Origin of the sequence: Pseudomonas sp. PLB05 (assembly GCF_021106615.1) — a bacterium.
GTDB classification, from domain to species: Bacteria; Pseudomonadota; Gammaproteobacteria; order Pseudomonadales; family Pseudomonadaceae; genus Chryseomonas; species Chryseomonas benzopyrenica.
Map to the genome: position 1 here is coordinate 171,022 of NZ_JAJOHO010000002.1, position 22,952 is coordinate 193,973.

Genomic DNA, 22,952 nt, shown 5'->3' on the forward strand with positions numbered 1-22,952 from the left:
GCTGTAACGACAAGGGTAGCTTCGGCTACCCTTTTCTTTTGTCGCCCGAAAAGTGGCGTGAGAAATTCCGCGTGGTCGGCGCTCGTGGGGCCCTGTTGCCCTCGATCGCGGCCCGTCTCTTCCCTCTGTCTCCGAGGTTCCGATGTCCCTGGAAATCGTCATCCTGGCTGCTGGCCAGGGCACCCGCATGAGATCCGCTCTACCCAAGGTGCTGCACCCCGTGGCCGGTCGCAGCATGCTGGGGCATGTCCTCGACCGCGCCCGCGAACTGCAGCCGGCAGGCATCCACGTCGTCATCGGCCATGGCGCCGACCAGGTTCGCAGCCAGCTGGCCGCCGATGACGTGAGCTTCGTGGTCCAGGCCGAGCAGCTCGGTACCGGCCATGCCGTGGCCCAGGCGGCGCCGGCGCTGACGGCGGAGCGGGTGCTGATCCTCTATGGCGATGTCCCCCTGATCCAGACCGAGACCCTGCAGCGTCTGCTGCAGCAGGTGGATGACCGGCACCTGGCGCTTTTGACCGTGGAGCTGGACGATCCCACCGGCTATGGCCGCATCCTGCGCGATGACCAGGGGCGGGTAACCGCCATCGTCGAGCACAAGGACGCCAGCGACGCCCAGCGCGCCATTCGTGAAGGCAATACCGGCATCCTCGCGGTGCCGGGTCGGCGGCTGGCGGACTGGTTGGGCCGCCTGTCCAACAGCAACGCTCAGGGCGAGTATTACCTGACCGACGTCATCGCCCTGGCAGTGGCGGACGGCCTGACCATCGCCACCAGCCAGCCGGCGGACGCCATGGAAGTCCAGGGCGCCAACGATCGCCGGCAACTGGCGCAGCTGGAGCGGCACTTCCAGCAGCGTGCCGCCGAGCGCCTGATGCTGCAGGGCGTGACCCTGCTGGATCCCCTGCGCTTCGATCAGCGCGGCGAGGTCGAGGCCGGCCGCGACGTCTCCATCGACGTCAACGTCATCCTCGAAGGTCGGGTGGTGCTGGAGGATGGGGTGAGCATCGGTCCGAATTGTGTGATCAAGGACAGCGTCCTCAAGCGCGGCGCCATCATCAAGGCCAACAGCCATCTGGACGGCGCCGTGATCGGGGAGGGCGCCGACGTCGGTCCCTTCGCCCGTCTGCGTCCCGGCAGCGAACTGGGCAGCAAGGCCCATGTGGGCAACTTCGTCGAACTCAAGAACGCCCATCTGCAGGATGGCGCCAAGGCCGGTCACCTCACCTACCTGGGTGATGCCAGCATCGGTCCAGGCAGCAACATAGGCGCGGGTACCATCACCTGCAACTACGATGGAGCCAATAAGTTTCGAACCGAAATCGGTGCGGATGTCTTCGTCGGTTCCAACAGCTCCCTGGTAGCGCCGGTCACCTTGGGCGCTGGTGCGACCACAGCGGCGGGCTCGGTTATCACCGCGGACGTGCCGGCCGACTCCCTGGCGTTGGGGAGGGCCAGGCAGGTCAACAAGACTGGCTGGCAGCGACCGAAGAAGGCCCCCAAGGCTTGACGACACGCCGCTATTAGGTTTTGATTCGATCCATTATCTTTCGAATCGAAATTTATGACTCGTCGTAATACTGCGCAACGTCGTCACGCCATCCTCGCCCAGCTCCAAGAGCGGGGCGAGGTCAGCGTGGACGGGCTGGCCCGGCAGCTGGAGACCTCCGAGGTCACCATCCGCAAGGACCTGGCCGCCCTCGAGCGCAATGGCCTGCTGCTGCGTCGCTATGGCGGCGCGGTGGCCATGCCCCAGGAACTGCTGGCCGAGGCACCGCCCCAGGCATCGCCCTTCAAGCAGGCCATCGCCAGGGCCGCGGCGCAGCGCCTGCGCGAACACGCGCGGATCATCGTCGACTGCGGCAGCACCACGGCGGCGCTGATTCCGCAACTCGATCGCCGCCCTGGACTGGTGGTCATGACCAATTCCCTGCAGGTCGCCATGGCCCTGCGCGAGCTGGAACAGGAGCCCATGCTGCTGATGACCGGTGGCACCTGGGATCCGCATTCGGAATCCTTCCAGGGCCAGGTCGCCGAGCAGGTGCTCAGATCCTACGATTTCGACCAGCTGTTCATCGGCGCCGACGGTCTCGATCCGGAGCGGGGCACCACCACCTTCAACGAGCACCTGTCGCTGTCGCGGGTGATGGCCGAGGTGGCGCGGGAGGTAGTGGTCATGGCCGAAGCGAGCAAGCTGGGCAGGCGAATTCCAAATCTGGAACTACCTTGGGAAACAGTGGACGTGCTCATCACCGATGAGCGACTGCCCGCCGAAGCGGCCCGGGCGATCGAAACCCGCGGGGTGCAGGTCATCTGCGCCCCGGTGGACAACTAGACAATCAGGTCATCCACAGGCGGCCCTGCCGGGACGCTGTGGATAAGACGGCAACGGGAGGTAAGCATGTGTGGAATCGTCGGCGCCATTGCCGAGCGTAACATCACCGCCATTCTGGTCGAGGGTCTCAAGCGCCTGGAATACCGTGGCTACGACAGTGCCGGTCTGGCGCTGCTGGATGCTCATGGCGAGTTGCAGCGCCTGCGCCGCATCGGCAAGGTCAGCGAGCTGGAAGCGGCGCTGCTGGCCGATCCCCTGGCCGGTCGCCTGGGCATAGCCCACACCCGCTGGGCGACCCATGGTGCACCCACCGAAGCCAATGCCCACCCGCATTTCTCCCAGGGTGACGTGGCGGTGGTGCACAACGGCATCATCGAGAACCATGAAGCCCTGCGGGCACAGCTCAAGGCTCAGGGGTATGTCTTCACCTCCCAGACCGATACCGAGGTCATCGTCCACCTGCTGCACCTCAAGCTGCAGGACAGTGGCGACCTGACCACGGCGCTCAAGGCAGCGGTCAAGGAGCTGCACGGTGCCTACGGCCTGGCGGCGGTCTGGCGCCAGCAGCCGGATCGCCTGGTGGCGACCCGCAGCGGCAGTCCCCTGGTGATCGGCCTCGGCCTGGGCGAGAACTACCTGGCCTCCGACCAACTGGCGCTGCGCCAGGTGACCGATCGCTTCGTCTACCTGGAAGAGGGCGACGTGGCCGAGATCCGCCTGGATCAGGTCAATCTCTGGAATGTGGATGGCGAGCCGGTACAGCGCGAGACGGTGCAGTACCACGAAGGCAGCGAGGCCGCCGACAAGGGCGCTTATCGCCACTTTATGCTCAAGGAGATCCACGAGCAGCCCAGCGTGGTCCAGCGCACCCTGGAAGGGCGCCTCGGCGAAGGTCAGGTGCTGCCCGAAGCCTTTGGTCCGGCGGCCTCCGAGTTGTTCGCCAAGGTCCGTCAGGTCCAGATCGTCGCCTGCGGCACTAGCTTCCATGCCGGTTCGGTCGCGCGCTACTGGATCGAGGAATACGTAGGCATTCCCTGCCAGGTGGAGGTGGCCAGCGAATTCCGCTATCGCCGCGTCGCCGTCAGCCCGGACACCCTGTTCGTCACTATCTCCCAGTCCGGCGAGACCGCCGATACCCTGGCGGCCCTGCGCATGGCCAAGCAATCCGGCTATCTGAGCAGCCTAGCGATCTGCAACGTGGCGACCAGCTCGCTGGTACGCGAATCCCAGTTGAGCTTTTTGACCCAGGCCGGTCCCGAGATCGGCGTGGCTTCGACCAAGGCCTTCACCACCCAGCTGGTTTCGCTGCTCCTGCTGACCCTGAGCCTGGGCCGCTGCCAGCAACGCCTGGATGCCGGCATCGAAGCCGAACTGGTGGCCGAGTTGCGCCGTCTGCCGGCGCGCCTGGACGAAGCCCTGGCCATGGACAAGACCGTGGAAAAGCTGGCGGAATCCTTTGCTGAAAAGCACCACACCCTGTTCCTCGGACGTGGCGAGCAGTACCCGGTGGCCATGGAGGGGGCGCTCAAGCTCAAGGAGATCTCCTACATCCACGCCGAGGCCTATCCGGCCGGTGAGCTCAAGCATGGTCCCCTGGCCCTGGTCGACGCCGATATGCCGGTGGTGACGGTGGCGCCCAACAACGAGTTGCTGGAAAAGCTCAAGTCCAACCTGCAGGAGGTACGGGCGCGGGGTGGCCAGTTGATCGTCTTCGCCGACGAGCGCGCGGCCTTCGAGGAAGGCGAAGGCACCCGCATCGTGCCCATGCCGCATATCCACGATGCCCTGTCGCCGATCCTCTACACTATACCGCTGCAGCTGCTGTCCTATCACGTAGCCGTGTTCAAGGGCACCGACGTGGACCAGCCGCGTAACCTGGCCAAGTCGGTGACCGTGGAATAAACGGTTCCACGTGGAACCTCAGGGCACGCGCCAGTTGCCCTGATTCTGCTGCCGGCAGGCGACGGCCAGGAAGCGGCCGTCGCCAGGTTCGCCGTAGTAGTGGATATCCTGTCGGTAGGGCACGCCTGGGCTGCGTGCGCCCTGACAGATGCCGATCTCACCGACCGGACAGCGGTCGACGAAGCGGACCTCGGTCTGCTGGTCCTTGAGTTGCGGCTGGCAAAAGCCGTCGCGGAACAGCTGGGCGGGGATGTCGATATTGCTCTGGCAGAGCTGCACGTCCACACTGCCCTGACGACTGCGGATCACGCAGGCATCGGCGAGCGCCAACGACGGCAACAGCAGCAGAGTCATCAGCAATCGCCACATTCCAGCCCATCTCCCTGATGAAATCGCCACTCTAGCATCCGACCTCTCGCCATGCGCCTCGCCGATATCAAGACCCATGTGATCGCCGGTCCCCTGGGCGCCGGCAAGACCACCCTGATCCGCCAGCTGTTCGCCCAGCGTCCCGCCAATGAGCGTTGGGCGATCCTGGTCAACGAATTCGGCCAGGTCGGTCTCGACGCTGCGCTGATGACTCGCGATGACGCGGGCCTGAGTATCGCCGAGGTCCCGGGTGGTTGCCTGTGCTGCGTCCAAGGCGTGCCCCTGCAGGTAGCCCTCACCCGGTTGCTCCAGCGCGCGCGACCGCAGCGGCTGTTCATCGAGCCTTCCGGCCTGGGCCATCCCGCCAGCCTCTATCGGCAACTCCAGGCGCCGCCCTGGACCGGGGTACTGACTCTGCAACCCCTGATCTGGGTGGTGGATGCCGGACAACTACTGGCAGGCCAGGCCCTGCCTGAGGCCCAACAACAGGCACTGGAGCAGGCTGGTCTGATCGTGCTCAACAAGAGCGCCGGCCTGGATCGGACGGGTTTGCCTGCGGGACTGGGCGACCGGCCACTGCATTGGACCGAAGGCGGGCGGATCACCCTGGCCGAACTGCCTCTGGTTGACGGAGAGGCGTCGGCTGACCATGAGCTACCCGAGCTCGGAGTGGCCTCCAGTCCCCAGGCACTGTTGCTGCCCGCGCGCCCGCTGCGCTTCAGCCATACCCAGGAAGGACACCATGTCGTCGGTTGGCGCTGGCATCCCAGCCACCGCTTCGATGGCCCGGCGTTGCTGGCCCTCCTAAGTGGTCTCCCCGGGCTGCTCAGGCTGAAGGCGGTGCTGCAGTTGGCGGATGGCTGGCAGGCCTACAATGGTCTGGCTGGGCAAGGCGACTGGGAGTCGACCCTGTGGCGCCGCGACAATCGGCTGGAGTTGATCCTGGATGAGATGCCGGACCTAGAGGCGCTTGAAAAAGGCCTGCGCGGCACCATTCGCGACATTTGAGGTTGCCAAATCTTTTCAGTTAATGATAATGATTATTAAATTTACTTCCTCTGCGTATAGCTCCCATGGCTCCAACGTCCCTTGCCAAGCCTGAACCTCTCGTAGTTGCTGCACGTTCCGATGGTGATGAGGTGGAATCCGTTCAGGGTCCCGTCAGGGCCGCCCTGGCAGGTGACGTGGAGCCCGTGGCGGGGGTCAATGCCAAGCGTAGCGAACCCTCGGCCACCATCCTGTCGTTCCGCATGCCCGAGCGTAACGAAGAGATCGTGACGCCGGTGCTGACCCCGGTTGGTGCGGCCGAGCCGGGCGAGCAGCCACCGCGCGGCCGCGGCTGGGGCGCTGCCTCGGCGCTGTCGTTGATCATGCACGCCAGCATGGCGGTGGCCTTGTTCATGGTGGTTCAGGCGCCGCCGGAGTTGAAGATCGCCAAGGGCGATGAGCCCATGCAGGTCAGCTTCATCCAATTGCCCAAGCCGGTTCCCGAGCCGCCTGCGCCAACCCCGGCACCGCCCGCGCCGCCGCCACCGCAACCCGAACCGCCGCCACCGGAGCCGCCCAAGCCCGTGGAACCGCCGAAACCGGTGGAGCCTCCCAAGCCGGTGGTGGAAAAGTCCAAACCCAAGCCGAAGCCCAAGCCGGTCGAGCACAGCCAGCAGAAGCCGCTGCCGAAAAAGGTCGAACCAGCCCCTGAGCCCGTGGCCCAGGCGACGCCATCACCAGCACCGGCGGCAACGGCTGCGCCCAGTCAGCCGGCACCGGCCGCCGCGCCTTCCGGTCCGCCGAAGACCGCTGGCCTGCCCACAGGCAGCATCGACGACGCCGACATCCGGCCGATCAAGATGACACCGCCGGAGTATCCGGAAATGCTGCGTCGCCGCGGCGTGGGCGGCGAAGTAAGGGTGATGTTCACCGTGACCGCCGACGGTCGACTGGCTGACATCCAGGTGCTGGAAGCCTCCAACAAGCAACTGGAGCGCGCCGTGCTCGACGTGCTGGGCGAATGGCGCTTCGCCCCCCGGGTTTCCGGCGGTCAGATCGTGCCGCGCAAGGCCACCAAGACCTTCAACTTCAAGATCCAGCGCCGCTAGGTCGCTAGGCGGCAGAGCCCCTGGGCGCCGCCTCATGTTCCCCGGGCCGCTCCAGGCCCAGATAGCGGAACATGCCATGGGCGATCTCGCGTTCGCCCATGATCACCTCATCCACGCCATGGTTCTCCAGATGCCGGATCTCGTCATCGTGATGGGCACGGGCGAGGATATGCAGGTCCGGCGCCAGCTCGCGAGCGCGGCGGGCGATCTCGGCGGCCTCGAAGCCGTTGGGAATCGCCAGCAGCAGGGCGCGTGCCTCCTTGAGCTTGGCCCGCGCCAGCACCTTGTCCTGGGTCGCGTTGCCCAGGATCGCGGTGAAACCCTGCTGGCGTAGCGCCGTGACGTGTTCCGGCTCGTCCGCGATCACGATCAGTGGCGGTCCCTGGCGATCCAGGCGATCGCAGATGTAGCGACCCACCCGTCCATAGCCCACCAGCACCAGGTGACCGCTCTGCTCGATCGGCTCGGGTTCGTCGTCCAGTTCCGGTGCGTGCTTGCCCTTGGCATTGATCAGCCGACGACCCTCGCGGCGCTCCATCCACGGCTGCAGGCGATCGATACCGTGGAACAGCAGGGGATTGAGGATGATGGAGATGATGGCGGCGGCCAGGATGAGGTCGTGGGCGCCCTGGTCGAGCAGTTTCAGTGACAGGCCGAGGCTGGCCAGGATGAAAGAGAACTCGCCAATCTGCGCCAGGCTGGCGGCGATGGTCAGGGCCACGCTCAGGGGGCGGCGATAGGCCAGGACGATCAGGGTCGCGGCGATGGACTTGCCGAGGACGATCACCGCCACCGTCGCCAGCACCGCCAGGGGTTGCTCCAGCAGGATCTCCGGATCGAACAGGCAACCTACGGAAAAGAAGAACAGCACGGCGAAGGCTTCGCGCAGGGGCAGCGAATTTTCCGCAGCGTCATGGCTGAGTTCCGATTCGTTGAGCACCACGCCGGCAAAGAAGGCGCCTAGGGCGAAGGACACCCCGAACAGCGAGGCCGAGCCATAGGCGATGCCCATGGCAATGGCCAGGGTCGCCAGGGTGAAGAGTTCGCGTGAACCGGTACGGACTACCCGGGCCAGCAGCCAGGGAATGACCCGTCGCCCCACCAGCAGCATCAGGGCGATGAAGGCACTCACCTTGAGCGCGGTGAGGCCCAGTTCCAGCCCCAGGCTCTGGCCCGGCTCTTCGCCGCTATCGCCACCCAGGGGCCCGGCCAGCGCCGGCAGGATCACCAGGGCCAACACCATCAGCAGGTCTTCCACGATCAGCCAGCCGACGGCGATCCGTCCGCGCCGGCTTTCCACCATCTGGCGTTCTTCCAGGGCCCGCAGCAGCACCACGGTACTGGCCACCGACAGTGACAGGCCAAAGACCAGGCCACTGCCCAGGCCCCAGCCCAGGAGGTGGCTCACCCCCATGCCCATGAGAGTGGCGGCGGCGATCTGCACGATGGCACCGGGAATGGCGATGAGTTTGACCGCCAGCAGATCCTTGATGGAAAAGTGCAGGCCCACACCGAACATCAGCAGGATGACGCCGATTTCGGTCAGTTCCTTGGACAGCTCGGGATCGGCGACGAAGCCGGGGGTGAAGGGGCCGGCGGCCACGCCGGCAAGCAGATAGCCGGCGATGGGCGGCAGGCGCAGGCGGGTGGCCAGGGTGCCGAAGGCGAAGGCCAGGACCAGGCCGATGGCCAGGGTGGATATCAGAGGGGTGTCATGGGACATGCTGGCTCCAAGGATTTGGATTGCCAGATCCTGGAGCCGCTGCCGTCGAACGACAGCGACCTAGCCGGCAAAACTCAAAAGGTTTCCTTGAGTGCCTGATAGCGCTCTTGAAGTTCCCGACGGATCTGCCGGCGCTGCTGGGCCTGCACACAGCGTCGCTTCTCGTCCGCGGTCACCGGTTCCAGATGCGGGACCGGGCAGGACTTGCCGTTCTCGTCTACCGCCACCATGGTGAAGAAACAGCTGTTGGTGTGGCGCACCGAACGCTGCTGGATGTTCTCGGTGATCACCTTGACGCCGATTTCCATCGAGGTGGTCCCGGTGTAGTTCACCGAGGCGAGAAAGGTTACCAGTTCGCCGACATGCACCGGCTCGCGAAAGATCACCTGATCCACTGAGAGGGTCACCACATAGCGTCCGGCATAGCGGCTGGCACAGGCGTAGGCCACTTCGTCGAGGTGCTTGAGCAGGGCGCCGCCGTGGACATTGCCGGAAAAGTTGGCCAGGTCCGGGGTCATCAGGATGGTCATGCTCAACTGGTGGTTGCCGGCTTCCATGGGCTAATCCTCGGGGGGGAAAATCCTGTAGACGGCGCAACGGCGCCGTCTGTCACAGCCATCAACGGCCGGCAGAGAGCCCAAAGTCGATGGGTAGGTCGGCGCCGGAAATGGCCGCCGCCTGGGGCTGACAGAGGAAATAGACGAACTCAGCCACTTCCTCCGGCTGGATGAAGCGTGCGGTATCGCCCTGGGGGTAGCGATTGAGCAGGTTGCGACGATAACCGGCCGGGTCGCCGCTGCCATAGTGGGCGGCCTGAAAGTCCAGCATGGGCGTGTCGATGTCGCCCGGCGAGACGGCATTGACCCGCACGCCATCGCGCGCCAGTTCCACCGCCAGATTCTGGCTGAAGAAACGCACTGCCGCCTTGGCGGCGCCATAGGCCGCGGCGCCGGCGATGGGCTGGCGCCCGGCCCCGCTGGCGACGTTGATGATGACGCCGCGATTTTCCTTGAGGAAGGGGATGGCCGCCGAGCACATGAAGAAGGTGGCCTTGAGATTGACCGCCATCACCAGGTCGTAGTCGTCCTCGGTAAAGGTCTCTACCTCGCCTTCGCGCCAGATGCCGGCCGCGTTGATCAGGGCATCCAGGCGCCCGGTGCGGGCCATGACCTTGCTGACCAGGGAGCGGCAGCCTTCGGCGCTGGAGATATCGGCGGTCACGCTGGAATCCAGGCCGACGATGCCGTTGAGCCCATGCAGGCCTTCGGCATCGCGGTCGGCGGCGGCGACGCGCCAGCGGCTCTGGGCGAAGCGTTGCGCCAGGGCGCGGCCGAGGCCGCCCGCGGCGCCGGTGATCAGGACGACGGGAGTGCTCATGACGCTTCCTCCGGAGTGATGGCCTTATCCAGACCCGTGTCAGGCAAGGTCGTTCAGTACCGGCTCGGTCAGCTTTCCAACCAGACGTCGCGAGCCCAGATCCAGACCGAATCCCAGGACTCGTCGGTCAGGTCACCGTCTTCCCACAACAGTACCTCGCCTTCCTGGCTGACGCAGTAGTAACCATCGTCGCTGGCGCAGAGAGGGATGTACTCCCGCGGCAGGCCTTCGTCCCAGGCGGTGGCAGCCACTTCCGGCAGATAGGTATGGGACTGGGGATCGGTGACGGTCACCGGTTCGATACGGCCATAGACCACGTCGCTGACGGTCAGCAGGAATTCGCGGAATTCCGGTGGCAGGCTGATGAGCAGTTCTTCCTCGATCTCGACCAGCAGGTCTTCGTCGGGCAGCTCCAGGGGTACGGGAACAGGTTCGTTTTCTTCACGCAGGCGTTCGATGACGTCTTCCATAGCAGGCCTCTCTCGGAATGCGCGCCGGATAAAGGGGAAAGAGGCGCGCAAGGTTAGCAGTTCAGTCCGGGATAACGGCAGCTTCCGTACGGACTTGATAGCGGTTTCGAGAGATGTTCGGCAGGCGACGCCCATGAAAAAGCCCGGCGTAGAGCCGGGCTTTCGGGTAAAGCGCCGTTATCAGGCGTTCTGGCGGATACCGGCCAGCAGCCAAGGCTGGTTCTCGCCGGCCATGCGCTCCATGCGCCAGCTTTCGCTGAACGGCTGGCCTTGGTCGAAACGCGATTCCTTGGACACACCGTTGAAGGTGATGGTGGCGATGGTCTTGCCCTGCAGATCCTCGACACCGTCCAGGGTGGCGTTCAGGTTCTCGATGTAGGTGGACTGGAAGCCTTCGCCCAGCGCGGCGCGCTCGTCACGCAGCCATTGCAGCATCTGCGGGGTGACGAATTCGGAGATCTTGTCCATCTCGTTGGCGTCCCAGTGCTGCTGCAGGCTCATGAAGTGATCACGACCGGCGGCCACGAAGCGCTCGGCATTGAACCAGCTCGGCGCGTTGATCACCGGCGCGGCGCCAGCAGTGGCACCCCCGAACAGACCGCCATTGGTGGGCTGGTTGGGCATCTCACGCTGCATGGGCGCATGACCGGCCACGGCAGGCTGCGGACCGGCCTGCTGCTTGCGACGGGCGATCAGGCGGAAGATCACGAAGGCGATGAGCGCGAGGATCAGGAAGTCGAAGAACTGGAAGCCTTCGAAGCCGTCACCCATGAACATGGAGGCCAGCAGGCCACCGGCGGCGATACCGGCCAGCGGGCCAAGCCAGCGCGAGGCGCCACTGGGACGGGCGGCAGCGGCGGCGCCAGCACCAGCAGCGGGCGCGGCCATGCCCGGCTGCTGCGGCGGCGCGGCCTGGCGGGTCTGGTGAATGGGCGCGGCGCCAGCGGACTTGCCGCCGCCCATGCGCTTGGCGTTGGCGTCCAGGCTGAGCGTGAGGCCCAGGCACAGGATCATGAAGAAGCTCATCAGGCGTTGCATGTGGTGTTCTCTCTGTGAAGAGTCTGGTGTTGGATACATCTTGCGCTGCCCGGTCAAGTACAGCCAGCGTGAATTGTTTCGGTATTTTGCCCTTTGCGCTCGCCGCCTTGGCGACCAACGTCGCCCCCGCAGACAGCGGAAAATCTCTAGCCACATCAATCTATTACAGATTTTTGCAAAATCCGTCACAAGAGTTTGCAGATGCTAGTCTTGGACTCCAGTCAGCGCAGGTGTCGGGAGATAACCCGGCCCGTCATAGGAGGGCCCGGCCGATGCATGCTCTAGCTTTTATCCAGGACATGGCCGTCATCATGCTGGTGGCCGGCGTGGTGACCATCCTCTTCCACCGCCTCAAGCAACCCGTGGTCCTGGGCTACATCCTCGCCGGCTTCATCATCGGACCCCATACACCGCCATTCGGTCTGATCCACGACGAAGAAAGCATCAAGACCCTCGCCGAGGTGGGGGTGATCTTCCTGATGTTCAGCCTCGGCCTGGAATTCTCGTTGCGCAAGCTGTTCCGCGTAGGTGCCACGGCCTTCATCGCCGCCTTCCTGGAAATCAGCCTGATGCTCTGGCTGGGTTACCAGGTGGGGCAGATGTTCGGCTGGTCGCACATGGATTCGCTGTTCCTCGGCGCCATCCTGGCCATCTCCTCGACCACCATCATCGTCAAGGCGCTCAACGAACTGAAGATGAAGCACGAGCGCTTCGCCCAGCAGATCTTTGGCGTGCTGATCGTCGAGGACATCCTCGGCATCGGCATCATCGCCCTGCTGTCGGGCCTGGCGGTGAGCGGCTCGGTGGAGCCGGGCGCGGTGGCCTCGACCCTAGGCAAGCTCAGCCTGTTCATGATCGTGGCGCTGGTCATCGGCATCCTGCTGGTACCGCGCCTACTGGCCTACGTGGCCACCTTCGAAAGCAACGAGATGCTGCTGATCACGGTGCTGGGGCTGTGCTTCGGTTTCTGCCTGCTGGTGGCCAAGCTGGAATACAGCGTGGTGCTGGGCGCCTTCCTGATCGGCGCCATCATGGCCGAGTCGCGCCAGCTGCTGCAGATCGAGAAGCTGGTGGAGCCGCTGCGCGACATGTTCAGCGCCATCTTCTTCGTCGCCATCGGCCTGCTGCTCGATCCCAAGGTGCTGGTGGAATACGCCTGGCCGATCACCGTGATCAGTGTCGTCGTGGTGCTGGGCAAGATCCTCGCTTGCAGCCTGGGAACCCTGATCGCCGGCAACGACGGTCGGACGTCGCTGCGGGTCGGCATGGGCCTGGCGCAGATCGGCGAGTTCTCCTTCATCATCGCCACCCTGGGAATCACCCTGGGCGTCACCAGTCACTTCCTCTATCCGGTGGCGGTGGCTGTCTCGGCGGTCACCACGCTGCTCACCCCCTATCTGATCAAGGCCGCCGATCCACTGGCGCTGTGGATCGGGCGTTGGCTGCCGCAGCCCATGCAACGGGTGCTGGGTATCTATGGCGAATGGCTGCGCAGCATCCAGCCCCAGGGCGAGAAGGCGGTCCTGGCCGGCATGATGAGGCGCATCCTGCTGCAGGTCGGCATCAACCTATCGCTGGTCATCGCCATCTTCCTGGGCGGCGCCTATTTCGCCGGCGGGCTGGCGGGCTGGCTCAGCACCTGGATCGCCGATCCCGATCTGCAGAAGGCCTGCATCTGGGGTGGGGCGCTGCTGCTCTCACTGCCTTGCCTGATCGCCGCTTATCGCAAGCTCAAGGCGCTGGCCATGCTGATGGCCGAACTCAGCGTGCGACAGAACCAGGCTGGGCGCTATACCCAGCCGGTACGGCGACTGGTCAGCGAATTCATCCCGCTACTGTCGCTGGCCGGCATCCTGGTGCTGCTCGCGGCATTGAGTAGCAGCATCCTGCCGCGCGGCGAGCTGCTGCTGCTGATCGGCCTGGTCGCGGTGGTGGTGATCGCGGTGCTGTGGCGCTGGTTCATTCGCGTCCACTCGCGGCTGCAGATCGCCTTCATCGAAACTCTGGAGCAGGACAAGGGTGGACATCATTAGGCCGCTTTTGCGCAATCCAGCCATTGCCGGCTGGGGATCGACGCGGCAGAATCGCTCTAAGTCGCTCGTTTGAATAAGCGGGTCGATGGCAAAGGAATGCGCAATGCAGGAAATGGGCTTGGCCGCTTTCTGCCTTCCGGCAATCTCCCACCGGCGGTCAGGCCCTTTTCCTGCGCCCCTTCAAGGTCGCCAGGCAAGCAGCAGTACACCCCCACCAATGGCGGCGATGCCGCACCACTGCCGCAGATCCAGGCGCTCGCCCAGCAGCGCCACACCAAAGATCGCCACCAGCACCACGCTCAACTTGTCCACCGGTGCCACCAGCGAGGCCGGGCCTAGCTTGAGCGCGCGGTAGTAGCACAGCCAGGACAGGCCGGTGGCCACGCCCGAGAGCAGCAGGAACAGATAGCTACGGCCGGCGATGCTGGCCAGGGGTTGCGCCTGCCCGGTAGCCAAGACGATGGCCGCCAGGACCACCACGACCACCAGGGTGCGTAACAGGGTGGCGAAGTCGGCGTTGACCTGTTCCACGCCGAGCTTGCCGAAGATGGCCGTGAGCGCGGCGAAGGCCGCTGCCAGGAGCGCCCAGAACAGCCAGGAACTGGTCATCGCCTAGAGCGGTTCGAGCTTGGCGTAGCTCACCATCAGCCACTTGCTGCCTTCGGACTTGAAGTTCACCTGCACCCGGGCATGGGCGCCGGAGCCCTCGTAGTTGAGGATGACACCGTCGCCGAACAGGGCATGACGCACCGGCTGGCCGAGGCTGAAGGTGGTTTCCGGCACCGGTGCCTGGGCGAAGAGGTTGGGACGACTGCCGGCGAAGGGCTGCTTGACCGCATTGGACAGGCGCACCTCCTGGATCAGGCCATCCGGTACCTCGCGGACGAAGCGCGAGACTTTGTTGTAGGTCTCGCTGCCATAGAGCCGACGGGTCTCTGCATAGCTCATCACCAGCCGGCGCATGGCGCGGGTGATACCCACATAGGCCAGGCGGCGTTCCTCTTCCAACCGGCCAGGCTCTTCCAGGCTCATCTTGTGCGGGAACAGCCCTTCCTCCATGCCAGCCAGGAATACCAGGGGGAATTCCAGGCCCTTGGCGCTGTGCAGGGTCATCAACTGGACGCTGTCTTCGTGGCTGTCGGCCTGGGTATCGCCGGACTCCAGCGCCGCATGGTCGAGGAAGGCCGCCAGGGGCGTCATCTCCTCGTCGCCGCTGAAGTCGAAGGAGCGGGCGGCGCTGACCAGTTCTTCCAGGTTTTCCACCCGAGCCTGACCCTTTTCGCCCTTTTCTTCCTTGTGGAAGGTGACCAGGCCGGTCTGTTCGATGATCTGCTGCACCAGATTGTGCAGGGACAGGTCCTCGGCCTTGAGCGCCAGGGTATCGACCAGCTCGACGAAGACGTTGAGCGCCGAGGCGGCGCGACCGGACACCGCGCGAGCGCCGACCAGGTCGTGCAACGCCTGCCACAGCGAGGTGTTCTGGGCACGCGCAGCGGTGCGCAGCGCTTCCACGGTCTTTTCACCGATGCCCCGCGGCGGCACGTTGATCACCCGCTCCAGGGCGGCATCGTCGTGGCGATGCTGGATCAGCCGCAGGTAGGCCATGGCGTTCTTGATTTCGGCACGCTCGAAGAACCTCAGGCCGCCATAGATGCGATAAGGGATCTTCTCGCGCAGCAGTGCCTCTTCCAGCACCCGTGACTGGGCGTTGGAGCGGTAGAGGATGGCCATCTCGCTGCGCCGGGTGCCCTTCTTGAACTCGCTCTCGATGGTCTCGACGATGTAGCGTGCCTCGTCGTGCTCGTTGAAGCCGGCATAGAGGGTGATGGCCTCGCCTTCGCCGGTATCGGTCCACAATTCCTTGCCGAGCCGGCCGAAGTTGTGGGCGATTAGGCCGTTGGCGGCCTTGAGGATGGTGTCGGTGGAGCGGTAGTTCTGCTCCAGACGGATGATCTCGGCCGAGAAGTCCTCGTTGAATTGCTGGATGTTCTCGATCTTGGCACCGCGCCAGCCATAGATGGACTGGTCGTCGTCGCCCACCACCATGAGGCTGGCGCCGTTCTGGGCGAGGTGCTTGAGCCAGGCGTACTGGACGGCGTTGGTGTCCTGAAATTCGTCCACCAAGAGATGCTGGAAGCGCCGCTGGTAGTGTTCCAGCAGGCTGGGATTGTTGCGCCAGAGATCCAGGGCGCGCAGCAGCAGCTCGGAGAAGTCGATCACCCCGGCACGGGCGCAGGCCGCCTCGTAGGCTTCGTAGATGCTGCGCATGGTGCTGAGGAAGAGGTCACCGGCGGCCTGGATGTGCTGCGGCCGCAGGCCTTCGTCCTTCTGGCCGTTGATGAACCACTGCGCCTGGCGCGCTGGCCAGCGCTGCTCGTCGAGGCCCAGTTCGCGGATCACCCGCTTGACGATGCGCTGCTGGTCATCGCTGTCGAGGATCTGGAAATTCTGCGACAGCCCCGCTTCCTGCCAGTGGGCACGCAGCAGACGGTGGGCCAGGCCGTGGAAAGTGCCGACCCACATGCCCTGCGGACTCATGCCCAGCAATTGCTCGATGCGGTGGCGCATCTCGGCGGCGGCCTTGTTGGTGAAGGTCACCGAGAGGATGGAGTGCGGCGAGGCGCGCTCGACCTGGATCAGCCAGGCGATGCGGTGCACCAGCACCCGGGTCTTGCCCGAGCCGGCACCGGCCAGGACCAGTTGGCGACCCAGGGGCGCGGCCACGGCCTGGCGCTGGGCATCGTTGAGGGAATTGAGCAGCAGGGAGATGTCGTCGTTCATCGCCGCATTCTACCGATGCGGTGAAAGGAGCGCCAAACCGGACGGATGGGAGGCGAAGCGGGTAAGGCAGGACAGCCGAACCCCGGCCAGCGGGTCTGGCCGGGGTTCGAAAGGACGCCTGTGATCGATGCGTCAGGCGGCGATCGGCGAGCGCCAGTCGTCGGAGCCGGAGGTGCCGGAGACCTCATGGGTCCAGACGATCTTGCGGTAGGTGAAGTAGACGTCTTCGAGGTGGGTGAAGTGCGCCATGCTCGGGTCCTGGCAGTTGGGCATGCGCGACTGGACGTCGACGATGATGGCGTCCTCCAGCTCGATGGTGAAGTAATGCTCCTGGGTGCCGGTGGCCGAGGTGCGGTACCACTCCAGCCGGCACTTGCCGAGGCGTTCGCCGGAGGTGAGGGCGTTGAAGATCAGCGGCGAGGCCTTGTCGAAGACCTTGGTGATCATCAGCGGCTTGTGCACGCGCTGGCCGGTGGGCTGACCGGACTGGGGATCGCGGGGAATGATCACCTGATGGTTGAAGGCCTGGACCAGGATCTGGTCTTCGTGGCCTTCCTGGAAGATGTTGCCGACCGAGTCCTCGGTAAAGGTGCCAGCGGTGATCAGGCCTTGCTTGGTGCCTTCGAGGGACAGGTACGCGGGGGTTGGCATGGTGCTCTCCTTGCCTGGTGATAGGGCTTCATGGCCCGGGTACCAAGACCTAACAAGGGTTGTGCCAGAACTGAAAAATCCTTTCTGATCAGTAGGTTGAAAAAAGACTACAGAGCACGGGCGGAGCGACTGTGTGCTCCTGCGCGGAAATCTGCGCAAGGCCTTGCGCAGAGCGGTTCAAAAGCTGCCCCGCTTCCGGTAGTGGCTCGTTCAGGCGACTACCAGGTGCCGGTACGACCGTGAAAAAGGCCCTGCTGAATCGTAATGACCAAGAGCCTTAACGACCGTTATGTAGTATAAGTACGGCGCACTACATCCGCCCGTTAGACGAGACACGCCTGTGAACCTCATGCAACACATTGCTCAATCCCGCCACCTGCTGCGCAAGTCGGAGCTCAAGGTCGCCGAGCAGGTCATGGTGGATCCGGCTGCCGTCATGCACAGCTCCATGGCCGACCTCGCCCACAACGTCGGCGTCAGCGAGCCCACCATCGTGCGTTTCTGCCGCGCCATCGGCTGCGATGGATTCCAGGATCTCAAGCTGCGCCTGGCGCAGAGCCTGGCGGCGGGGGCCAGTTTCGGCCAGTTCGCCATCCACGAGAACGATGCGGTGGAAGACTTCAGCCTGAAGATCTTCGACACCACCTTGCACACCCTCATGGACGTGCGCGAGCGCCTGGACATGCGCGCCCTGGAAACGGCCATCGAGGCGATCGCCAAGGCCCAGCGGGTGATGTTCTACGGCTTTGGCGCCTCGGGTTCGGTGGCCAACGACGCCCAGCACAAGTTCTTTCGCCTGCAGCTCAGCGCCACCGCCTATTCCGATCCGCACATGCAGGCGATGTCGGCGGCGACCCTGACGCCTTCCGATGCGGCCATCTGCATCTCCCAGTCGGGGCGTTCCAAGGACCTGCTGATCACCGCCAATCTGGTTCGTGATAATGGCGCCGCGCTGATCACCATCTGCCCGGGGCAGACGCCGCTGGCCGATCTGTCCACGGTCAACATCGCCATCGACGTGCACGAGGACACCGACATCTATGTGCCCCTGACCTCGCGCATCGCCCACCTGGTGGTGATCGATGTCCTGGCCATGGGGGTGGCCATGTCCCGCGGTCCGGCGCTGGTCGAGCACCTCAAGAGCGTGAAGCGCAGCCTGCGCAGCTTGCGGCTGTCGTCGAAGTCGACCAAGCACAGCGACACCCAATAGTCGTCTCGCTGTCGCCAAACCGTCACCTGTTAGGGTGAAGCTGCCCATTCCGATCCCAGCCCGGAGGAATTGGCATGACCGCTCTCATCCAGGAATCCAGCGTTCGTCTCGACAGCAAGACTCGCAGAAAGCTACAGGATCAGCGGCGGATGAAATTCCGTCGCGCCATCGAGGCCCGAGCCGAAGAACAGCGCCTGGCCGTGGAGCTCGATGAACTGCTGTTTCTCAATCAGCTGCTGGACGAGCGTCAGGCTCAGCGCCTGCAGGCTCCAGGGCAATACCTAACGCATTGATCAGGCTGCGCTGGCCGCGCAGATAGCCGACGAAGGCCTGGGCCACTGGCGACAGCGGCTTGCCACGGACCTGGACCACGCACCAGGAACGTCGCAGCGGCAATTCGGCGACGTTCAGCTCGACCAGGCTGCCGGCGGCGAGATCGCTGCGAATGGCCTGGCGCGGCAGCAGTGCCAGCCCGAGGCCGGCGCGGACCGCTTCGCGTTGTGCCTCGAAGGCGCCGATCTCCAGCTGTTCGGCGAAGTGGGCGCGCTTCTGCTTGAGATAGTCCTCGCAGGCCTGGCGCGTGCCTGAACCGACCTCGCGCACCAGCAGCGGATAGGTCGTCAGGTCGCGCAGGCTCAGCCCGCGGCGCCCGGCCAGCGCATGGCCCGGGCGCGCCACGGCGACGATGGCGTTGTCCAGCAGCGGCAGGAACTCCAGATCCGTGCCGCTCGGCACGCCGGACATCAGCGCCACGTCTTCGCGATTCTCCGTCAGCCGTCGCAGCACCCGGGCATGGTTGCCCACGGTCAGCGCCAGATCGACCTGGGGATGGCTGCTGCGAAACTGGCTGAACAGGTGCGGCGCCAGGTACTGGGCGCTGCTCTCCACCCCCAGGCGTAGCTGGCCGTGCAGGGCACCGCGCAGATTCGACAGCTGCATGTCCAGGCTGCCCAGCCGGGCGAAGAGATCGCGACCGGTCTGACGCAGGGCCTCGCCGGCTTCGGTGAGATAAAGGGTGCGATTGACGTAATTGAACAGCGGCGCGCCCACCACCTCTTCGAGTTGGCGCACCTGCAGGCTCACCGCCGGCTGGGTGAGCGCCATGATGTCGGCCGCGCGGCTGTAGGAGCGGGCCTCGCAGACGGCCTCGAACACCTGCAGCTGGCGGAAGGTGAGTCGCATCAAGGGCTTGCGCATGGGCATCGGCGAGATCCATAAGGGATGACTTATGGAGTATCCAACAATTATTTATTTTCCATAAGAGAGGCCCTGGCGTAGCTTCAAATCACCGGCAATAACAAGCGGCTGCAGGTTGCAGCAGACAAGGAGCCAGGTGTGATCAAGAAGATACTTATCGCCAATCGGGGCGAGATCGCCGTGCGCATCGTGCGTGCCTGTGCCGAGATGGGCATCCGCTCGGTAGCGGTCTATTCCGACGCCGATCGCCAAGCGCTCCACGTGAAACGTGCCGACGAAGCCCATGGGATCGGCAGCGATCCGCTGGAGGGCTATCTCAACCCGCGCAAGCTGGTGAACCTGGCCGTGGAGACCGGCTGCGATGCCCTGCATCCCGGCTATGGCTTCCTTTCCGAAAACGCCGAACTGGCGGAAATCTGCGCCCAGCGCGGTATCCGCTTCATCGGGCCGTCCGCCGAGGTCATTCGCCGCATGGGCGACAAGACGGAAGCGCGGCGCAGCATGATCGCCGCCGGCGTGCCCTGCACCCCGGGCACCGAAGGCAACGTGGCGGACATCGCCGAGGCCCTGCGCGAAGGCGATCGTATCGGTTACCCGGTGATGCTCAAGGCCACCTCCGGCGGCGGCGGGCGCGGTATCCGCCGCTGCAACTCGCGTGAGGAGCTGGAGCAAGCCTATCCGCGGGTGATTTCCGAGGCGACCAAGGCCTTCGGCTCGGCCGAGGTGTTTCTCGAGAAGTGCATCGTCAATCCCAAGCACATCGAGGCGCAGATCCTCGCCGACAGCCACGGCAACACCGTGCATCTGTTCGAGCGCGACTGCTCCATCCAGAGACGCAACCAGAAGCTGATCGAGATCGCCCCCAGCCCCCAGCTGACCCCCGAGCAGCGCGCCTACATCGGTGATCTCGCCGTGCGCGCCGCCAAGGCGGTGGGCTACGAGAACGCCGGTACCGTGGAATTCCTGCTCGCCGAGGGCGAGGTGTATTTCATGGAGATGAACACCCGGGTGCAGGTGGAGCACACCATCACCGAGGAAATCACCGGCATCGACATCGTCCGCGAGCAGATCCGCATCGCTTCCGGGCTGCCGCTGTCCTTTGCCCAGGAAGACGTCCAGCACCGCGGCTTCGCCCTGCAGTTCCGCATCAACGCCGAGGATCCCAAGAACAACTTCCTGCCGAGCTTCGGCAAGATCACCCGCTACTACGCGCCGGGCGGCCCGGGGGTGCGTACCGACACCGCCATCTACACCGGCTACGTGATCCCGCCGTACTACGATTCCATGTGCCTCAAGCTGATCGTCTGGGCGCTGACCTGGGAAGAGGCCATGGACCGTGGCCTGCGCGCCCTGGACGACATGCGCGTGCAGGGGGTGAAGACCACCGCGCCCTACTATCAGGCCATCCTGCGCGATCCCGAATTCCGCAGCGGGCGCTTCAACACCAGCTTCGTGGAGAGCCATCCGGAGCTGACCCAGTACTCGATCAAGCGCAACCCGACGCACCTGGCCATCGCCATCGCCGCCGCCATCGCCGCCCATGCCGGTTTGTAAGGACAGAACAATGAAAAGCATCCAGATCACCGACACCATCCTGCGCGACGCCCACCAATCGCTGCTGGCGACCCGCATGCGTACCGAAGACATGCTGCCGATCTGCGCCAAGCTCGACCAGGTCGGCTACTGGTCGCTGGAAGTCTGGGGTGGCGCCACCTTCGACGCCTGCGTGCGCTTCCTCAAGGAAGACCCCTGGGAGCGTCTGCGCCAGCTGCGCCAGGCGCTGCCCAATACCCGCCTGCAGATGCTCCTGCGCGGGCAGAATCTGCTGGGCTATCGGCACTACAGCGACGACGTGGTCGAGGCCTTCGTCGAGCGCGCGGCAGCCAATGGCATCGACGTCTTCCGTATCTTCGATGCCATGAACGATGTGCGTAACCTGGAGACCGCCATCCGCGCGGTCAAGGCCAGCGGCAAGCACGCCCAGGGTACCCTCTGCTACACCACCAGCCCGGTGCACAGCGTGGTGGCCTTCGTCGACCAGGCCAAGCGCATGGCCGACCTGGGCGTGGATTCCATCGCCATCAAGGACATGGCCGGTCTGCTCACCCCCTATGCCACCGGCGAGCTGGTCAAGGCACTCAAGGAGGCCCTGACGCTGGATGTGGTGGTGCACTCCCACGACACCGCCGGGGTGGCCGCCATGTGCCAGCTCAAGGCGGTGGAGAACGGCGCCGACCGTATAGATACGGCGATCTCCAGCATGGCCTGGGGCACCAGCCACCCGGGTACCGAATCCATGGTCGCCGCCTTGCGCGATACGCCCTACGACACCGGGCTGGACCTGGAACTGCTGCAGGAAATCGGCCTGTACTTCCATGCGGTGCGCAAGAAGTACCACCAGTTCGAGAGCGAATTCACCGGGGTCGATACCCGGGTGCAGGTCAACCAGGTGCCGGGCGGTATGATCTCCAACCTGGCCAACCAGTTGCGCGAGCAGGGCGCCCTCAATCGCATGAACGAGGTGCTGGAGGAGATCCCGCGGGTGCGCAAGGACCTGGGCTATCCGCCCCTGGTGACGCCGACCTCGCAGATCGTCGGCACCCAGGCCTTCTTCAACGTGCTGGCCGGCGAGCGCTACAAGACCATCACCAACGAGGTGAAGCTCTATCTGCAGGGTCGCTATGGCAAGGCGCCGGGCGCCATCTGCGAGCAGTTGCGCAAGCAGGCCATCGGCCAGGAAGAGGTCATCGAGGGACGTCCGGCCGATCTGCTCAGCCCCGAGCTGGCGCGGCTGCGTGCCGAGATCGGCGACCTGGCCAAGCGCGAAGAGGACGTGATGACCTTCGCCATGTTCCCCGATATCGGACGCAAATTCCTCGAAGAACGCGCTGCCGGCACCCTGGTGCCGGAAGCCTTGCTGCCCATGCCGTCGGCCGATGGCGTGGCCGCGGTGGGTGGCCAGGGTGTGCCGACCGCCTTTAGCGTCGATGTGCACGGCGAGACCTACCAGGTCGACATCACTGGCATCGGCCTCAAGAGCGAGGGCAAGCGGCACTTCTACCTGTCCATCGACGGAGTGCCGGAAGAGGTGGTGTTCGAGGCCAGTGGCGATTTCGTCGCCGAAGGCGGCCAGCGGCGGCGCCAGGCGGAGCGTCCGGGCGATGTCAGCACCACCATGCCGGGCAACATCGTCGAGGTGCTGGTCAAGGAAGGCGATCAGGTCAAGGCCGGGCAGGGCGTGCTGGTCACCGAAGCCATGAAGATGGAGACCGAGATCCAGGCGCCCATTGCCGGCACCGTCACCGCGGTGCGAGTGGCCAAGGGCGACCGGGTCAATCCGGGTGAAGTCTTGATTGAAATCGAAGGCTGAGATCACTTCGATTTCCCTCGGGGGCCACTAGGCCCCCTTTTTTATGGGCGGTTTCTATCCATTCGATTGAGAAAAAGCACTAACGCCTCTCGATAGGGTCTGCTATTTAATATAGCCAAGGCTATAACGATCCCGGGAGGATTCGCGATGCTGAAAGATCTCAAGAGACGTGCCTTGCGTGGTCTGCTGGACAAGCTGCTCGACCAGCCTGCCGAACGTCGTCCGCTGGAGCCCCAGCCCGAGCGGTCGCGCGTTGCCCTGGCGCACACCGCGCACTGACCTTCTACCTAGCAGGCAGGGCCGCTTGGTCCTGCCGCGCTGCCTCGCGTGCGTTCCTGCCGAGGCGCCTTTCCCTGCTCGTATCCCTGTCGAGCGTTCTCATCCCAGGTTACAAAGTCTC

At 64.7% G+C, this 22,952-nt stretch carries 21 protein-coding genes; 11 read left to right on the forward strand and 10 right to left on the reverse strand.

Features of this window, described 5'->3' with window-relative positions; translation table 11 throughout:
* Window positions 1–142: 142 nt before the first annotated feature.
* From glmU to glmS, 3 genes are all read left to right on the forward strand, one after another.
* Window positions 143–1,510, forward strand: coding sequence for a bifunctional UDP-N-acetylglucosamine diphosphorylase/glucosamine-1-phosphate N-acetyltransferase GlmU (gene glmU / locus LRS53_RS07505; RefSeq protein WP_231355508.1), 1,368 nt, complete (start codon window positions 143–145; stop codon window positions 1,508–1,510).
* A 54-nt stretch (window positions 1,511–1,564) separates the two neighbouring features.
* Window positions 1,565–2,335, forward strand: coding sequence for a DeoR/GlpR family DNA-binding transcription regulator (locus LRS53_RS07510; RefSeq protein ID WP_231355509.1), 771 nt, complete (start codon window positions 1,565–1,567; stop codon window positions 2,333–2,335).
* A 66-nt stretch (window positions 2,336–2,401) separates the two neighbouring features.
* Window positions 2,402–4,237: a glutamine--fructose-6-phosphate transaminase (isomerizing) gene (gene glmS, locus LRS53_RS07515; protein ID WP_231355510.1), complete on the forward strand. Its 1,836-nt coding sequence runs from the start codon at window positions 2,402–2,404 to the stop codon at window positions 4,235–4,237.
* An 18-nt stretch (window positions 4,238–4,255) separates the two neighbouring features.
* Here glmS and LRS53_RS07520 read toward each other — a convergent pair whose 3' ends face one another.
* On the reverse strand, window positions 4,256–4,591 hold the full coding sequence (locus LRS53_RS07520) for an NADH:ubiquinone oxidoreductase (RefSeq protein ID WP_442968488.1): 336 nt from the start codon (window positions 4,589–4,591) through the stop codon (window positions 4,256–4,258).
* 66 nt (window positions 4,592–4,657) lie between these two features.
* Here LRS53_RS07520 and LRS53_RS07525 point away from each other — a divergent pair, with 66 nt between their 5' ends.
* Both LRS53_RS07525 and LRS53_RS07530 read left to right on the forward strand, forming a co-directional pair.
* A complete protein-coding gene (locus LRS53_RS07525; RefSeq protein WP_231355512.1) occupies window positions 4,658–5,614 on the forward strand; it encodes a CobW family GTP-binding protein in 957 nt (318 codons plus the stop codon).
* A gap of 131 nt (window positions 5,615–5,745) precedes the next feature.
* Window positions 5,746–6,702 carry an energy transducer TonB gene (locus LRS53_RS07530; RefSeq protein WP_231355513.1) on the forward strand — a complete coding sequence of 319 codons (957 nt, stop codon included), beginning with the start codon at window positions 5,746–5,748 and terminating at the stop codon, window positions 6,700–6,702.
* 4 nt (window positions 6,703–6,706) lie between these two features.
* Here the strand turns inward: LRS53_RS07530 and ybaL are convergent, their stop codons facing one another.
* The 5 genes from ybaL to LRS53_RS07555 all read right to left on the reverse strand — a co-directional run bounded on the left by ybaL (window position 6,707) and on the right by LRS53_RS07555 (window position 11,310).
* Window positions 6,707–8,425 (reverse strand): YbaL family putative K(+) efflux transporter, encoded by a 1,719-nt coding sequence (gene ybaL / locus LRS53_RS07535; protein WP_231355514.1) that lies wholly within the window; start codon window positions 8,423–8,425, stop codon window positions 6,707–6,709.
* Window positions 8,426–8,499: 74 nt separating this feature from the next.
* The gene (locus LRS53_RS07540) at window positions 8,500–8,982 is read right to left on the reverse strand and encodes an acyl-CoA thioesterase (protein ID WP_231355515.1); all 483 of its coding nucleotides are present in this window, start codon (window positions 8,980–8,982) and stop codon (window positions 8,500–8,502) included.
* Between the two features lie 61 nt (window positions 8,983–9,043).
* A complete protein-coding gene (locus tag LRS53_RS07545) occupies window positions 9,044–9,802 on the reverse strand; it encodes an SDR family NAD(P)-dependent oxidoreductase (protein WP_007160108.1) in 759 nt (252 codons plus the stop codon).
* 68 nt (window positions 9,803–9,870) lie between these two features.
* On the reverse strand, window positions 9,871–10,272 hold the full coding sequence (locus LRS53_RS07550) for an SMI1/KNR4 family protein (RefSeq protein WP_017639163.1): 402 nt from the start codon (window positions 10,270–10,272) through the stop codon (window positions 9,871–9,873).
* A 180-nt stretch (window positions 10,273–10,452) separates the two neighbouring features.
* Window positions 10,453–11,310, reverse strand: coding sequence for a Tim44 domain-containing protein (locus tag LRS53_RS07555; RefSeq protein ID WP_017639164.1), 858 nt, complete (start codon window positions 11,308–11,310; stop codon window positions 10,453–10,455).
* Between the two features lie 272 nt (window positions 11,311–11,582).
* On the opposite strand from LRS53_RS07555, the gene LRS53_RS07560 reads away from it, so the two are divergent.
* A complete protein-coding gene (locus LRS53_RS07560) occupies window positions 11,583–13,343 on the forward strand; it encodes a cation:proton antiporter (protein ID WP_231355516.1) in 1,761 nt (586 codons plus the stop codon).
* Window positions 13,344–13,523: 180 nt separating this feature from the next.
* Here the strand turns inward: LRS53_RS07560 and LRS53_RS07565 are convergent, their stop codons facing one another.
* The 3 genes from LRS53_RS07565 to LRS53_RS07575 form a co-directional block, all read right to left on the reverse strand.
* Window positions 13,524–13,952, reverse strand: coding sequence for an EamA family transporter (locus LRS53_RS07565; RefSeq protein WP_017639166.1), 429 nt, complete (start codon window positions 13,950–13,952; stop codon window positions 13,524–13,526).
* A gap of 3 nt (window positions 13,953–13,955) precedes the next feature.
* On the reverse strand, window positions 13,956–16,124 hold the full coding sequence (gene uvrD, locus LRS53_RS07570) for a DNA helicase II (protein WP_017639167.1): 2,169 nt from the start codon (window positions 16,122–16,124) through the stop codon (window positions 13,956–13,958).
* Between the two features lie 132 nt (window positions 16,125–16,256).
* Entirely contained in the window at window positions 16,257–16,775 is a 519-nt protein-coding gene (locus tag LRS53_RS07575; protein ID WP_017639168.1) for an Hcp family type VI secretion system effector, read from the reverse strand.
* A gap of 340 nt (window positions 16,776–17,115) precedes the next feature.
* Here LRS53_RS07575 and hexR point away from each other — a divergent pair, with 340 nt between their 5' ends.
* Entirely contained in the window at window positions 17,116–17,985 is an 870-nt protein-coding gene (hexR, locus tag LRS53_RS07580; protein WP_017639169.1) for a transcriptional regulator HexR, read from the forward strand.
* 74 nt (window positions 17,986–18,059) lie between these two features.
* The gene (locus LRS53_RS07585; RefSeq protein WP_082900371.1) at window positions 18,060–18,278 is read left to right on the forward strand and encodes a PA3496 family putative envelope integrity protein; all 219 of its coding nucleotides are present in this window, start codon (window positions 18,060–18,062) and stop codon (window positions 18,276–18,278) included.
* On the opposite strand, the gene LRS53_RS07590 is transcribed toward LRS53_RS07585, so the two are convergent.
* Window positions 18,211–19,182 (reverse strand): LysR family transcriptional regulator, encoded by a 972-nt coding sequence (locus LRS53_RS07590; RefSeq protein WP_269216700.1) that lies wholly within the window; start codon window positions 19,180–19,182, stop codon window positions 18,211–18,213. The genes LRS53_RS07585 and LRS53_RS07590 overlap by 68 nt on opposite strands.
* 138 nt (window positions 19,183–19,320) lie before the next feature.
* Between LRS53_RS07590 and LRS53_RS07595 the strand changes: the two genes are divergently transcribed.
* The 3 genes from LRS53_RS07595 (at window position 19,321) to LRS53_RS23605 (ending at window position 22,831) form a co-directional block, all read left to right on the forward strand.
* Window positions 19,321–20,736, forward strand: a complete 1,416-nt coding sequence (locus LRS53_RS07595) for an acetyl-CoA carboxylase biotin carboxylase subunit (RefSeq protein WP_064307073.1) — start codon at window positions 19,321–19,323, stop codon at window positions 20,734–20,736.
* Window positions 20,737–20,746: 10 nt separating this feature from the next.
* Window positions 20,747–22,552, forward strand: a complete 1,806-nt coding sequence (gene oadA / locus LRS53_RS07600) for a sodium-extruding oxaloacetate decarboxylase subunit alpha (RefSeq protein WP_017639173.1) — start codon at window positions 20,747–20,749, stop codon at window positions 22,550–22,552.
* Between the two features lie 147 nt (window positions 22,553–22,699).
* Window positions 22,700–22,831, forward strand: a complete 132-nt coding sequence (locus tag LRS53_RS23605; protein WP_017639174.1) for a hypothetical protein — start codon at window positions 22,700–22,702, stop codon at window positions 22,829–22,831.
* The last annotated feature ends 121 nt before the right edge of the window (window positions 22,832–22,952 follow it).